This window comes from Janthinobacterium sp. ROICE36, from assembly GCF_002869965.1.
In the GTDB taxonomy this organism is placed as follows: Bacteria; Pseudomonadota; Gammaproteobacteria; order Burkholderiales; family Burkholderiaceae_D; genus Janthinobacterium.
In genome coordinates this window covers 1-13,590 of record NZ_PEBS01000055.1, presented here as the reverse complement: position 1 = coordinate 13,590, position 13,590 = coordinate 1, and the positions used below count along the sequence as shown (strand labels likewise).

Here is a 13,590-nt window from a genome sequence, read left to right as displayed (position 1 = left end):
CGGCCGCACAAGTGAAAAAGCCGCCTGATCGCAAAAATCAGGCGGCTTTTTATTGGCTGGCGTCCGGGATTAGTCTTCGCGGCGCAAGTGAGGGAACAGCAGGACGTCGCGGATGTTCGGCGAATCCGTGATGATCATCATCAGGCGGTCGATGCCGATGCCGCAGCCGCCGGCTGGCGGCATGCCGTATTCCAGCGCGCGGATGTAGTCGGCGTCGTAGAACATCGCCTCTTCATCGCCGGCGTCCTTGGCAGCGACTTGCGCCAGGAAGCGGGCCGACTGGTCTTCCGCGTCATTCAACTCGGAGAAGCCGTTGGCGATCTCGCGGCCGACCATGAACAGCTCGAAGCGTTCGGTGATGCCGGCCACCGTGTCGGAAGCGCGCGCCAGTGGCGACACTTCGACAGGGTAGTCGATGATGTAGGTCGGTTCCCATAGCTGCGCTTCCGCCGTCTCTTCGAACAGCGTCAGTTGCAGTGCGCCCAGGCCGGCCGTGGCGAACGGCTTGACGCCGAATTTCTTCAGCTCTTCCTTGATGAAGTCGGCATCGTTCAACTGTTCCGGCTTGTAGCCCGGCGCGTACTTGTTGATCGCTTCGACGATGGTCAGGCGGTGGAACGGCTTTGCCAGGTCCAGCTCGCGGCCGCCGTAGGTCAGGGTGGCGGTGCCGTGCGCGTCGATGGCGGCCTGGCGGATGACGGCTTCCGTGAAGTCCATCAGCCATTTGTAGTCGGTGTAGGCCGCGTAGAATTCCATCATCGTGAATTCAGGGTTGTGACGGATCGACACGCCTTCGTTGCGGAAGTTGCGGTTGATCTCGAACACGCGGTCGAAGCCGCCCACCACCAGGCGCTTCAGGTACAGCTCGGGCGCGATGCGCAGGAACATTTGCATGTCCAGCGCATTGTGGTGTGTGATGAAGGGCTTTGCCGCCGCGCCGCCCGGAATCGTGTGCAGCATCGGCGTTTCCACTTCCATGAACTCGTTCTTTTCCATGAAGCGGCGGATCGACGAGATGGCGGCGGTACGCGCCTTGAAGGTGCGGCGCGTCTCTTCGTTCATGATCAGGTCGACGTAACGCTGACGGTACTTCGTTTCCTGGTCGGCCAGGCCGTGGAATTTGTCCGGCAGCGGGCGCAGCGACTTGGTGATCAAACGCAGTTGCGTGACCTTGATGGTCAGTTCGTCCGTCTTGGTCTTGAACAGGGTGCCCGTCACGCCCAGGATATCGCCCAGGTCATAGTGGTGCAGGGCGGCCATGGCCGCTTCGCCGGTGAGGTCCAAGGTGGCATAGATCTGGATGCGGCCGTCGGCCTTCGGGCCGGAAGCGTCTTGCAGGGTGGCGAAAGCGGCTTTCTTGCCGGCTTCGCGCTTGAGCATCATGCGGCCGGCCAGCACCACGGTGACAGGTTCGGCTTCCAGCTCTTCGCGCGTCTTGCTGCCGTATTGCGCGTGCAGATCGGCCGCCTTGTGCTCGGGGCGGAAATCGTTCGGGAAGGCGATGCCTTGTTCGCGCAGTGCTGCCAGCTTGACGCGGCGCTCGGCGATGATCTTGTTTTCATCGGGGGCGGCGGCTTGTTCTTGGATATCCGTAGTCATGGTGTTCTTCGTTGGTGATGATTGATGATGTGGTGCCAGCGCTGGCGCCACGCTGGCAAACAGTGCGTCGACGTCGAGTGCGGAGAAATCCGGCACGATGGCAATCACGTTGTCGAATGCGGCAAACGCTTCGGCCGGCAGGGTGGTGGTGAGTACCACGACGCGCATGCCGGCACGGCGCGCCGCTTCCACGCCCAGAGGCGCATCTTCAAAGACGATGCAGTGCTGCGGCAGTGCGCCGGCCAGCTGCGCGCCTTTCAGGAAAACGTCCGGGTGCGGCTTGCCCCGTTCCACGTCGGCGGCGCCGACGATGGCGTCGAAGCGATGGCGCAGGTTCAGGCCATCGAGCGTGAACGCGATGTTCTCGTCCGGCGCGGCCGTGCCCACCACCAGTCCCACGCCGTTCTGGCGCGCGTTGGCGATCAGCTGGCCGAAACCGGCCACCGTCGCCAGGTGCGGGCCATACAGTTCGCGGTATACGACTTCCTTTTCAGCCAGCAGGGCGACGTGGTCGGCATCCTCGCCCAGGTACTTGACGATGATTTCGCGGCCTTGCCGTCCTGCCGTGTCGCGGAAAAAGGCGTCCGCATCCAGCACATGGCCCTGGCGTTCAAAGAACGCCAGCCACGATGTCGTGTGGAAGGCCATGTTGTCGACGATCGTGCCATCCATGTCAAACAGGAAGGCACGCCGGGCTGGAACGGATGCATTCATCCTTACACGCCTTGCTTGAGCGAGGCGGAGATGAATTCGTCGATGTCGCCATCGAGCACGCCCTTGGTATTGCCCGTCTCGAAACCGGTGCGCAAGTCCTTGATGCGGGACTGGTCCAGCACGTAGGAGCGGATCTGGTGACCCCAGCCCACGTCCGTCTTCGAGTCTTCCAGCTTTTGCTGCTCGCTCATGCGCTTGCGCAGTTCATGTTCGTACAGCTTGGCTTTCAGCATTTCCATCGCTTCGGCGCGGTTGCGGTGCTGCGAACGGTCGTTCTGGCACTGCACCACGATGCCGGTCGGCGCATGGGTCATGCGGACGGCGGAGTCGGTTTTATTGATGTGCTGACCACCGGCGCCCGACGCGCGGTAGGTATCGACGCGGATATCGGCCGGGTTGACGTCGATCTCGATCGAATCATCGACTTCCGGATACACGAACAGCGACGTAAACGAGGTGTGGCGACCGTTGGCCGAGTCGAATGGCGACTTGCGCACCAGGCGGTGCACGCCCGTTTCCGTGCGCAGGAAACCGTAGGCGTGATCGCCCTCGACCTTCAGGGTAGCCGTCTTGATGCCGGCAACCTCGCCGTCGGACTGCTCCAGGATTTCGACCTTGAAGCCCTTGCGTTCGCAATAGCGCAGGTACTGGCGCAGCAGCATCGAGGCCCAGTCCTGGGCCTCCGTACCGCCGGCGCCGGCCTGGATATCGATGAAGCAGTTGTTTGGGTCCATCGGATTGTTGAACATCCGGCGGAACTCCATGCTTTCGATGACCTTGCGGATTTCCTGTACATCCTGCTCGATTGCTTCCAGCGTCTCGTCGTCGCCTTCTTCACGGGCCATGTCGAACAGGTCGCGGGTGTCGCGCAGGTCGGCATCGGCACGGGTCAGCGTGAAGACGATCGCTTCCAGCGCCTTCTTCTCTTTACCGAGGTCCTGGGCACGCTTGGGATCGTTCCAGACGGTCGGATCTTCCAGTTCTTCGTTGACTTGCTCTAGTTTCTCCGACTTGACAGCGAAGTCAAAGATACCTCCGAAGTTCGGCTTCGCGGACCGTCAGGTCGTTCAGCAGGGCGGAGATGATATTGATGCGTTCGGCTTCCATAATGTTCTGGTCTTCTATGGTGAAATCAAACCTTGAATTATACGCGAGCGCGGCGGGTTTCCGCTGCCGCTGCGGCGCAAATGCTGCTGCACATGGCAATAAAATGATGATTTTGCTGTATTTTCGACAATATTTTTGACTTGATGACCGCTGCCGTGCTGCGTATGATGCTGGCGATATTGTCTTTCCTCAGGAACAACTCATGTGCCAACCCCTGCGCCAACTTCCCCGTCTCGCCCTGTTACCGCTGCTGCTGGCCGGCTGTGGCGCCTTGCCGCCCGTCGCCACCGGGCCTGTCCGGGCGCTGGCCGCCGCGCCAGCGGGCAGCAGCGCCACCTTCGCCCTGCTGGAGACGACGGACTTGCACGCAAATGTGCTCAGTTATGATTACTACAAGCTGCAGGCGGAACCGTCGATCGGCCTGGAACGCACGGCGGCCCTGATTGCGCAGGCGCGTGCCGAGTTTCCGAACAATCTCCTGCTCGACAACGGCGACACCATCCAGGGCACGGCGCTGGCCGACTACCAGGCCCTCGTCAAACCACTGGCCTGCGACCAGACCCTGGCCATCTACAAGGCCATGAATTTGCTGAAGGTCGATGGCGGCGGCATCGGCAACCATGAATTCAACTACGGCCTGGCGTTCTTGAGCCAGGTGACGGGCAACCGCTTCGACGTCGACAGCGTCGATGCCAGCAAACCGCGCTGCGCCGGCCCCGCGTTCCCGCAAGTGCTGGCCAATGTCTACAGCGTCAAGACGGGCCAGCCCCTGTTTGCGCCATATCACATCATCGACAAGCAGATCACGGCGGCCGGCCCCGATGGCAAACCGGTGACCAGCAGAGTGAAGGTGGGCATCATCAGCTTTGCGCCGCCCACCATCATGGCGTGGGACAAGCGCTGGCTGGAAGGCCGGGTCTATACGCAAGGCGTGCGCGAGACCGCGGAAAAATTCATCCCCGAGATGCGCGCCAAGGGCGCCGAGCTGGTGGTGGCGATCTCGCACGGCGGCCTCGATGACAGTCCGTACTCGCCGACCATGGAAAACGGCAATTACTACCTGTCGCAAGTACCGGGCGTGGACGCCATGCTGATCGGCCATTCGCACCAGCTATTCCCGAACGCGACCAGCACGGTGCCGCAGTTTAATTTGCCCGGCGTCGACAAAGTCAAAGGGCTGGTCAACGGCGTGCCTACCGTGATGGCCAATCTGTGGGGCAAGCACCTGGGCGTGATCGGCCTGCACTTGCGTCACGACGGCAAGCAGTGGACCGTCGAGAAGAGCGCTACCACGGTGGAAGCGCGCGGCATCCAGAATACGGACAAAAGTTACGTGCAGCCCGATGCGGCCATCGCCACACTGGTGGCCGAGGAGCACGCGGCGACGATTGCCTACGTGCAGACGCCCGTGGGCGCCACGGACTTCCGCATGTCGACGTATTTCGCCGACGTGGGCGATGTCAGCGCCATCGAGGTGGTGAACCAGGCGCAATCGGGCTACCTGGCCGCGTATGTGAAGGCGAATTTGCCGCAGTACGCGCACTTGCCCGTGCTGTCGATGTCGTCGCCGTTCAAGAGCGGCTCGGCCGGCGTGTCCGACTACACGGACGTCAAGGCGGGCAACGTGGCGCTGAATAACGCGGCCGACCTGTATTTGTATCCGAACGCGCTGTACGGCGTGAAGATGAATGGCGCGGAGCTGAAAGCCTGGCTGGAACAGTCTGCGCGGCGTTTCAACACCATCGCTCCGCACAAGGCGGAGCCGCAAGAACTGGTCAACACGGCCCATCCGAGCTACAACTTCGACGCCATCACCAGCGCCGACGTGCGCTACCAGATCGACGTCACGCAGCCGCCTGGCCAGCGCATCAAGGGCCTGACGTACAAGGGCAAGCCAGTGGACGCCAGCCAGGAATTCTTGATAGCGACAAATAACTACCGCGCCAGCGGCGGCGGCAATTTCCCTGGCCTCGACGGCAGCAAGACGGTGGTGGCCTCGCCCGACAACAACCGCGAACTGCTGATTGCCTATGTCACGCAGCAGAAAAACCTGACGCGCGCGAAAAACGGTTCGGCGCGCAGCTGGCGCTTCGCCAGAGTTGCCACGCAAGGCCCGGTGGTTTTCCATTCGGCGCCGAACGTGATCGACCTGGCGCGAGCGGCCGGCATCGATAACGTCACGCAGCTGAAGGCTGACGATGGTGCGGGCAAGGGCTTTGCGCTGTATCAGGTAGACCTGTCGAAATGATGCTGGCAAACTTGCTGCTGGCCGCCGCGCTGGTCTCGCCCGTGGTGGCAGCGCCTGATGTCACGGCCCGTGCCAAGATTCTGATGCGCGCAGGAGAGACGTCCCAGCCGCAGGCGCGCGCCCTGTTCGAACAGGCGGCAGGGCAGGGCAGCGGTCCCGCCGCGTATTACCTGGGCTTGATGTTCAAGAACGGCATGGGCGGGCCGCAGGACAGCGCCGCCGCGCTGCGCTGGCTGGAACTGGCCGCGCAGCGCCAGGTGGCGCCGGCCATGTTCATCGCGGCGAACATGCTGCTGGCCAGCGATGAAGCGCAGGCGCGTTATTGGCTTGACGCGGCCTGTGATGCGCAATACCCGGAAGCGCTGCAGCAGAAATCCGTGGCCCTGGCGGAAGGAGGCATGGGTTATGCGCACAACGAGGAGCAGGGCCATTTGTACCTGATGATGGCCACGCATGCCATGGGACACCGCCCGCCGGAACCCTGAACTACACCGGCTCTTCCTTCTTTGCCCTGGCCCGCAAGCTGGCCGCCGCCTCGCCGATGGCGAGCGGGTCGCGCGACAGGATGGCGGCGCCCAGGTCGACCAGCCTGGCCGCCGCAGCTATGGCGGCCTTCACGTCGGCGATGCGCTTGAGCTGCAGCTTGCCCTTGGCGATTGCGCCCTCGATATCGCCGCGCGCCTGTTCGGCGCCATCGACGGTCAGATAAATGCCATACGCGCGGAACAGGGCCACCATCTGGTCCAGGTGATTTTCATATTGCTCCAGTAGCGCGCGCTCGTCCGGCGCCAGCGCTTCCCGTTCGCGGATGCGCAATTCCAGCACCAGGCTTGAAGCCTGCGCCAAGCTATCTGCGATGGCGTAGCTTTGGTCTTTCGTCAGTTCGGTCAGTGGGGCCATGGGATACTCCAGTGTGCGCGCCGCTTACCAGCGGGCGGGACCATAGAAAACAGCCTGTTTTTGCAGCGTGGCGACGTCGCGTGAAAACTGCGCCAGCTGCCGCTCCAGTTCGGTCGCCTGCAGGCGGTCGAAATTGGCCCGCAGCGCGGCCACGCTGGCTTGCAGCGCATCGACGGCCGCAACATACGCGGCGACGATCTTTTCCCTTTCCTGCAATTGCCGCCCTTCCAGGTGCAAGCGTGTGCGGATGTAGTTGGCGGCCAGCGGTTCGCGCGGCGCGGCCTTGTCGACGGCGCCGCGCAGCAGGTCCAGGTCGCGCAATTCATCCTGCAAGCCGGCGCGGTAGCTGCGCTGGGCATACTCCTTGAGCGCATTGCTGACGATATCGACGGCTTTCTGCTCGTCGAGCAGTTCGCGCAAGGCCGATTGTTGCCGGCGCTGCGTGGCCAGACGGCTCAGGTGTTCGCTCAATTTGACGACCTTGGACAGCTTGTTCGCATCGAGCAGGGGCGCGCCGGCGCCCGGCTGTGCCAAGCCGCCCAGCGCATCGCCGAGTCCGCCGAACTCTTCCTGGTAGAGGGGCAGCTTGTCATCGGCCAGCGCCGCCATGGTGTGCGCATAGCGCAGCAGGACGGCGTTCAGGCTGGCGACCGACATGCTGGCCTGCGCGATGGCAGCGCAATCGGCGCGCGCCGCCTGTTCGCTCGCTTGCGCATCGAAACGCTCGGCCAGGATCAAACGCTTGCGCATGGCCTTGTCCATGCAACTGTGGACCCCGCTTGCCAGCATGGGTTCGAAGTGGACCGACATCTTTTGCGTCTGTTCGGCAAAGGTACGCACGGGCGCCAGGTTGCTGGCGCAGCCGCCCAGCAGCAAGCTGGCGGTGGCGTAAAGAAGCAGGGTCGAAACGGATGAGTTCGGCGGGTGCTGCATATGGCCTCCATGCGGTAGCTTTGGTTGATCGGGCCCGCGCGCACGCGCTGGCATGGCCGACCTTAGCATGCTGGACAGTGCCAATATTGCGCCAGATCAGTGGCTTGGTGAATCGCCGAGCTTGCCTGCTTGCCTGGCGGGTTTTGCCATGGATTGTTGCCCGATGGCGCAGGTGCGCCAATTTACCTCATATTTTCCTTACAAAAGACTGACATAGGGCAAGCAATTCGGTCTTTTCTGCATGTTGCGATGCGTCATATGTAGTTGTTGCTGGTGCATGTTTACTCACCTACAATGATTTATCGATGGGGCGGTTATCCAGCGTACGACTATAAAAATAAGTGGCATTAAAAACGTTGTATCAGAGGAGATGACAATGAATTTGAAACAGAAATTGCTTGTGGCAAGTTTGGTTTTGGGTTTCTCGCAGGCGGCAGTCGCAGCCGACCCCATCAAGATCGGCGTGTCCGGTCCGTTCACGGGCGGTTCCGCGCCGATGGGCGTGTCGATGCGCGACGGCGTCAAGCTGGCCGTCGCTGAAATCAATGCCAAGGGTGGCGTACTGGGCCGTTCCTTGCTGCTGATCGAGCGCGATGACGAAGCGAAGAACGAACGCGGCGTACAGATCGCCCAAGAGCTCATCAACAAAGAAAAAGTCGCCGCCACCGTCGGCTACATCAACACGGGCGTGGCCCTGGCTTCGCAACGCTTTTACCAGGAAGCGAAAATTCCCGTCATGAACAATGTGGCGACGGGCTCCATCGTCACCAAGCAATTCGCCGACCAGCCGGAAAACTACATCTTCCGCAATGCGGCCAATGACACCATCCAGTCCGGCATGATCGTGCACGAGGCCATCGAGAACCGCAAGTTCAAAAAAGTGGCGATCCTGGCCGATTCCACCAACTATGGCCAGCTGGGTCGCGAAGACCTGGAAAAGGCGCTGGACAAGAAGGGCATCAAGCCCGTTGTCGTTGAAAAATACAACATCAAGGACGTCGACATGACGGCCCAGCTGTTGAAAGCCAAGCAGGCGGGCGCGGAAGTGGTGCTGACCTACGGCATCGGCCCGGAACTGGCGCAGATCGCCAACGGCATGGAAAAACTGGGCTGGAAAGTGCCGCTGATCGGCAGCTGGACCCTGGCCATGGGCAACTTCATCGACAACGCGGGCAAGAACGGCAATGGCACGCGCATGCCGCAAACCTTCATCCAGGATGCCAGCACGCCCAAGCGCAAGGCCTTCATCGACGCCTATGTGGCTGCTTACAAGCCATCGGGCGGACGCATGCCATCGGCCGTCTCGGCTGCGCAAGGTTACGATTCCATCTACCTGCTGGCCGCAGCCATCACGCAGGCGGGCGGCACGGATGGCCCGAAAGTGCGCGCCGCGCTGGAAAACCTGAACGAAAAAGTGGAAGGCGCCGTGACCACCTATAACAAGCCGTTCAGCAAAACCAACCATGAAGCGATCACGGCCGAGCTGACCGTGTTTGGCGAAGTCAAGGACGGCAAGGTCGTCCTCGCCAAGTAATCCCTGCGGACGTTCGCCGCGCAATGGCCAGCCTTGAGGAATCAGGACTGGCCATTTTTTCATCTTTCGTCTTCCGGGGAACACCATGGAAATCTTCCTGCAGCTCGTCTTCAGCGGCATCGCGCTGGGCATGATCTATGCCGTCATCGCCTTCGGCTATCAGCTGACCTTTGCCACTTCCGGCACCCTCAATTTCGGCCAGGGCGAATCCCTGATGCTGGGCGCGCTGGTGGGCCTGTCGCTGGTGGGCACCATCCATGGCGGGCCGTACATGAGCTATTTGCTGATGGTCCCCATCGTCATCGCCTTCGGCGCCTTGCAGGGCGTGTTCGTCGAATGGATAGGCGTGCGGCCCGCCATCAAGATCAAGTCCGAATTCGGCTGGATCATGTCGACCATCGCGCTGGCCATCATTTTTAAAAACGTGGCGGAAAACATCTGGGGCAAGGATGACCTGACCTTCCCGTCGCCGCTCAGCGCCGCGCCGTTCAAGGTCCTGGGCGCGAACGTGCAGCCCATGCAGGTGGCCGTCATCGTCGGCGCGCTGGCCATCATGCTGGCCGTCGAAGTGTTCAACCGCAAATCGATCTACGGCAAGGCTGTCGTGGCGACAGCCAACGATCGCGACGCGGCCGGTTTGATGGGCATTAACACGGGCATGGTCATCACCTTTTCCTACGCGCTGTCGTCGGCCACGGCCGCCTTTGCCGGCGTGCTGGTAGCGCCGCTGACCCTGACGGGGGCCACCATGGGCGCCTCGCTGGGCTTGAAAGCGTTTGCCGTGGCCATCATCGGCGGCCTGACATCGGGCGTGGGCGCCATCGTCGGCGGCCTGATCCTGGGTATCGCGGAAACGACCACCGGCTATTACATTTCCACCGGCTACAAGGAAGTGCCTGGCCTGCTATTGCTGCTGCTGGTGCTGGCCGTCAAGCCGTCCGGCCTGTTCGGCAAGGCCGCGATCAAGAAAGTCTGAGGATCACATGAACAAGAAAATTACCATGCTGGCGCTGAGCGCGGCGGGCCTGGCGGCGCTCGTGCTGTTCCCCATCCTTATCCCGAACCCCTATTACATCCACCTGGCCGAGACCATTCTGATCTACGCCATCCTGCTGTTCGGCCTCGATATCGTCGTCGGCTACACGGGGCAGGTGTCGCTGGGCCATGCAGGCCTGTTCGGCATCGGCTCCTACGGCACGGGCGTGCTGGTGTTCAAGCTGGGCCTGTCGTTCTGGCTGGCCATTCCCGCCAGCATTGTGCTCGCGGCCGTGTTTGGCGCCATCCTGGCCTTGCCGGCCCTGCGCGTGACCGGCCCTTACCTGGCCATGGTGACGCTGGCCTTCGGCACCATCATACAAATCCTGATCAATGAAATGAGCTTCCTGACGGAAGGCCCGATGGGTATCAAGATCCACAAACCCGTCCTGTTCGGCCACAAATTGAGCGAAGTGGAGTACTACTACATGGTCGCCGCGCTGATGGTGGTCTCGCTGGTGGTCGTGCACCGCATTTTAAAGTCGAACCTGGGGCGGGCGTTTGAAGCATTGCGCGACAGTCCCATCGCCTCGGACTGCATGGGCGTGTCCGTGTACCGCTATAAAGTGTATGCGTTTGTCATCAGCGCCGGTTTCGCGGGCCTGGCCGGCAGCCTGTATGCGTATTCGGAAGAATACATTTCGCCCAATACCTATAACTTCGAGCTGACGATCTTGTTCCTGCTGGCTGTCATCATGGGCGGGCGCAAGACGCGTTCGGGCGCCTTGATCGGCGCGCTGATCGTCGTCATGTTGCCCAGTTTGCTGGCCGACATCGAGTTGTTCCGCAAGATTGCCGTCGGCGCCGCCGTGCTGGGCGTGATCGGCTCCGCCTTCATGCTGGCGAAAAAACGCGCCACCGTGCGCGGCGTGCTCGTGCCCCTGGTCGCCACCATCGGCCTGGCTGCGTTTTCCTATAAGCTGGAGAACATGATCGACTGGCGTTTGACCATCTTCGGCCTGATGACTTTATTTGTCGTGTACTACCTGCAGGACGGCATCGTCGGCTTCCTGATGAGCTTTGTCGGCAAGGGTAGGGGCCATGTGCAGGCCGTCGCTTCGCATGGCGTGGCGCCTTTTGACCATGCGCAAGGCGGCCAGCGCGGTGAAACGCTGCTGCGCGTGGACCAGGCGCTGATGCAGTTCGGCGGCCTGAAAGCGCTGAACCAGGTGGACTTGAACGTCACGCAAGGCTCGGTGCACGGCTTGATCGGGCCGAATGGCTCGGGCAAAAGCACGATGATGAACGTGCTGACGGGGATCTACAAGCCGACGGCGGGCAAGGTGGAATTTGCCGGGGCCGTGATCTCCGGCCGCACGCCGTCCGAAATCGCCCTGGGCGGCGTGGCGCGCACCTTCCAGAACGTGCAGCTGTTCGGCGAGATGACGGCCACCGAGAACGTGCTGGTGGGCTTGCACAACACCTTCAAGTCGAATGTGCTGGACGTGATGCTGCACACGCCCCGCTACAAGCGCGAAGAGACGGCGGCGCGCGAGCGGGCCGCCAGCATCCTCGAATTCGTCGGCCTGGCCGACCTGGCCAACGAAGAGGCGCGCAATCTGCCGTATGGCAAACAGCGCCTGCTGGAAATCGGCCGCGCACTGGGCCTCAATCCCCGTTTGCTGCTGCTCGACGAACCGGCGGCGGGCCTGACGGCGCCCGACATCAAGGAGCTGATGGCCATCATCCGCAAGATCCGCGAGCACGGCATCACCATCATCCTGATCGAGCACCACATGGACGTGGTGATGGCCCTGTCGGACGTGGTGACGGTGCTGGACTTCGGTCAGAAGATCGCCGAAGGCGCACCCGCGCTTGTCCAGAGCGATCCGAAAGTGATCGAAGCCTACCTGGGCGGCAGCGCCGACACCCTGGCGCCAGCGGCGCACTGAGAGGAATACCATGCTGACCATTCATAATCTGCACGCCGCCTACGGCAAAGTCGAAGTCCTGCACGGCATTTCGCTCGACGTCCCGAAGGGCAAGCTGGTGACCCTGATCGGCTCGAACGGCGCCGGCAAGACCACCACCATGCGCGCCATTTCCGGCATGCTGAAACCCAAATCCGGTACCGTCACCCTGGGCGGCAAGGATGTTACGGGGCTCGATTCGCACCGCATCGCGCGCGCCGGCCTGGCCCATTCGCCGGAAGGCCGGCGCGTGTTCGCCTCGATGTCGGTGACGGACAACCTGCTGCTGGGCGCTTTTCCCCGCTTTACGCGTGCGCGCCCGAAAGGCGACATCAAGGGCGACCTGGACAAGGCCCTGGAGCTGTTCCCCCGCCTGAAGGAGCGGCGCGAACAGCTGGCCGGCACCTTGTCGGGCGGCGAGCAGCAGATGCTGGCCATGGCGCGCGCCGTCATGCTGAACCCGGAAGTAATTCTGCTCGACGAGCCGTCGATGGGCCTGGCGCCCATCCTGGTGGAGGAAGTGTTTCGCATCATCACGCGCCTGAAAGGCGAAGGCGTGACCATGCTGCTGGTGGAGCAATTTGCCGCCGCCGCCCTGAACGTGGCCGATTACGGCTATGTGCTGGAAAACGGCAGCATCTCCGTGCACGGCCCGGCCGAAAGTCTGAAGACCGATCCGAAGGTGATCGCCGCGTATCTGGGGGGAGGGCATTGAGAGGACGTTTGACGCGCATTTTCCAGCGCACTGCACTGACGATGGTGTCAGTGCAGCAGATACATTGGCTGTGTCAAAGCATGGCTTGACGTATTTGCTTCGATGACCGCAGCGGCACGCTCGCACCGGGCCGCTGCCGCCGTTGCCGCCAACGCAGGCAACTATACAAGACCGCTTGCCGTCAAATCGAGCAGAAACTGCTTGATCGACGCGCCGTTTGAGCATTTTGCGCGCCAAACTCGCCAGGAAGGCGAATTCATGTGCGCTTTCCTAATATAAAAAATATAGATCGTCAAGTTTTAGAGCGGAACTGTTACAGTGTGGGAACTATTAAATTAATATTTGGCAACTTTACCGCCCACTGCCCACCGCTGATGATGTAATCGAGAGGATTTTTTGCGCACCCAACTCCTGCCCCTGACCCTGCTACTGCTGATCCAGAACGCGTACGCCGTCGATCCCCCCAGCGCCGGCAGCCAGCTGCAGCAGATTCCCGTCGCGCCCCAGTTGCCGAAGGCGCCGCCAGCCATCCGCGTGCAGCAGGGCAATGTACCGGCCACCACGCTGGGCGATACAACGCGCATCACGGTACAGCGCCTGCAGGTGACGGCGCCGCCCGTCTTTGCCGAGAGCGAACTGGTCGCCAGCACGGGTTTCGTGCCGGGCAGCGAGCTGACCCTGGGCGAGCTGCGCGCCATGGCGTCAAAAATTGCCAGCTATTACCAGCAGCGTGGCTATTTCCTCGCGCAAGCGTATCTGCCCGCGCAGGACATCCACGATGGCGTGGTGCAAATCAGCGTGCTGCCGGGGCAGTATGGCCAGGTGCAACTGCGCAACCAGAGCAATCTGTCCGACGGTCTGGCCGGCACGCTATTGGCCGGTCTCGACGGGCAAG

At 61.9% G+C, this 13,590-nt stretch carries 11 protein-coding genes and 1 pseudogene; 7 read left to right on the top strand and 5 right to left on the bottom strand.

The features are described from left to right. Positions 1 to 69: 69 nt before the first annotated feature. The 3 genes and pseudogenes from lysS to prfB all read right to left on the bottom strand — a co-directional run bounded on the left by lysS (position 70) and on the right by prfB (position 3,420). Positions 70 to 1,599: a lysine--tRNA ligase gene (lysS, locus tag CSZ94_RS20090; RefSeq protein ID WP_258001108.1), complete on the bottom strand. Its 1,530-nt coding sequence runs from the start codon at positions 1,597 to 1,599 to the stop codon at positions 70 to 72. Positions 1,600 to 1,764: 165 nt separating this feature from the next. After that, positions 1,765 to 2,313: pseudogene (locus CSZ94_RS28840) on the bottom strand (HAD family hydrolase); the annotation flags it as partial. A gap of 2 nt (positions 2,314 to 2,315) precedes the next feature. Further along, positions 2,316 to 3,420 (bottom strand): peptide chain release factor 2 gene (gene prfB / locus CSZ94_RS20085; protein ID WP_116744790.1). Its coding sequence is split into 2 segments (ribosomal slippage): positions 2,316 to 3,338 and positions 3,340 to 3,420, totalling 1,104 coding nucleotides; the frame shifts between segments, so codons are not numbered across the junction. A 202-nt stretch (positions 3,421 to 3,622) separates the two neighbouring features. On the opposite strand from prfB, the gene CSZ94_RS20075 reads away from it, so the two are divergent. Next, on the top strand, positions 3,623 to 5,668 hold the full coding sequence (locus CSZ94_RS20075; protein WP_102123147.1) for a bifunctional 2',3'-cyclic-nucleotide 2'-phosphodiesterase/3'-nucleotidase: 2,046 nt from the start codon (positions 3,623 to 3,625) through the stop codon (positions 5,666 to 5,668). Further along, a complete protein-coding gene (locus CSZ94_RS20070; protein ID WP_102123146.1) occupies positions 5,665 to 6,153 on the top strand; it encodes a tetratricopeptide repeat protein in 489 nt (162 codons plus the stop codon). Before CSZ94_RS20075 ends, CSZ94_RS20070 begins: the two co-directional genes overlap by 4 nt. A 1-nt stretch (position 6,154) precedes the next feature. Here CSZ94_RS20070 and CSZ94_RS20065 read toward each other — a convergent pair whose 3' ends face one another. Both CSZ94_RS20065 and CSZ94_RS20060 read right to left on the bottom strand, forming a co-directional pair. Beyond that, on the bottom strand, positions 6,155 to 6,568 hold the full coding sequence (locus tag CSZ94_RS20065; RefSeq protein WP_102123145.1) for a hypothetical protein: 414 nt from the start codon (positions 6,566 to 6,568) through the stop codon (positions 6,155 to 6,157). 24 nt (positions 6,569 to 6,592) lie between these two features. Beyond that, a complete protein-coding gene (locus CSZ94_RS20060) occupies positions 6,593 to 7,501 on the bottom strand; it encodes a hypothetical protein (RefSeq protein WP_102123144.1) in 909 nt (302 codons plus the stop codon). Between the two features lie 376 nt (positions 7,502 to 7,877). Here CSZ94_RS20060 and CSZ94_RS20055 point away from each other — a divergent pair, with 376 nt between their 5' ends. The 5 genes from CSZ94_RS20055 to CSZ94_RS20035 all read left to right on the top strand — a co-directional run. Next, positions 7,878 to 9,035, top strand: coding sequence for an ABC transporter substrate-binding protein (locus CSZ94_RS20055; protein ID WP_102123143.1), 1,158 nt, complete (start codon positions 7,878 to 7,880; stop codon positions 9,033 to 9,035). 85 nt (positions 9,036 to 9,120) lie between these two features. Then, complete coding sequence (locus tag CSZ94_RS20050; protein ID WP_102123142.1) at positions 9,121 to 10,011, top strand: branched-chain amino acid ABC transporter permease; 891 nt, start codon at positions 9,121 to 9,123, stop codon at positions 10,009 to 10,011. Positions 10,012 to 10,018: 7 nt separating this feature from the next. Next, positions 10,019 to 11,962: a branched-chain amino acid ABC transporter ATP-binding protein/permease gene (locus CSZ94_RS20045; RefSeq protein ID WP_102123141.1), complete on the top strand. Its 1,944-nt coding sequence runs from the start codon at positions 10,019 to 10,021 to the stop codon at positions 11,960 to 11,962. Positions 11,963 to 11,972: 10 nt separating this feature from the next. Next, positions 11,973 to 12,695 carry an ABC transporter ATP-binding protein gene (locus tag CSZ94_RS20040; protein WP_102123140.1) on the top strand — a complete coding sequence of 241 codons (723 nt, stop codon included), beginning with the start codon at positions 11,973 to 11,975 and terminating at the stop codon, positions 12,693 to 12,695. A 396-nt stretch (positions 12,696 to 13,091) separates the two neighbouring features. Beyond that, on the top strand, positions 13,092 to 13,590 hold a 499-nt coding region (locus CSZ94_RS20035; protein WP_308410581.1), incomplete at its 3' end, for a POTRA domain-containing protein.

Bases quoted from the DNA above. Each gene is read 5' to 3' on its own strand.
- lysS (WP_258001108.1), bottom strand. From the start codon at position 1,599: ATGACTACGGATATCCAAGAACAAGCCGCCGCCCCCGATGAAAACAAG.
- CSZ94_RS20075 (WP_102123147.1), top strand. From the start codon at position 3,623: ATGTGCCAACCCCTGCGCCAACTTCCCCGTCTCGCCCTGTTACCGCTG.
- CSZ94_RS20070 (WP_102123146.1), top strand. From the start codon at position 5,665: ATGATGCTGGCAAACTTGCTGCTGGCCGCCGCGCTGGTCTCGCCCGTG.
- CSZ94_RS20065 (WP_102123145.1), bottom strand. From the start codon at position 6,568: ATGGCCCCACTGACCGAACTGACGAAAGACCAAAGCTACGCCATCGCA.
- CSZ94_RS20060 (WP_102123144.1), bottom strand. From the start codon at position 7,501: ATGCAGCACCCGCCGAACTCATCCGTTTCGACCCTGCTTCTTTACGCC.
- CSZ94_RS20055 (WP_102123143.1), top strand. From the start codon at position 7,878: ATGAATTTGAAACAGAAATTGCTTGTGGCAAGTTTGGTTTTGGGTTTC.
- CSZ94_RS20050 (WP_102123142.1), top strand. From the start codon at position 9,121: ATGGAAATCTTCCTGCAGCTCGTCTTCAGCGGCATCGCGCTGGGCATG.
- CSZ94_RS20045 (WP_102123141.1), top strand. From the start codon at position 10,019: ATGAACAAGAAAATTACCATGCTGGCGCTGAGCGCGGCGGGCCTGGCG.
- CSZ94_RS20040 (WP_102123140.1), top strand. From the start codon at position 11,973: ATGCTGACCATTCATAATCTGCACGCCGCCTACGGCAAAGTCGAAGTC.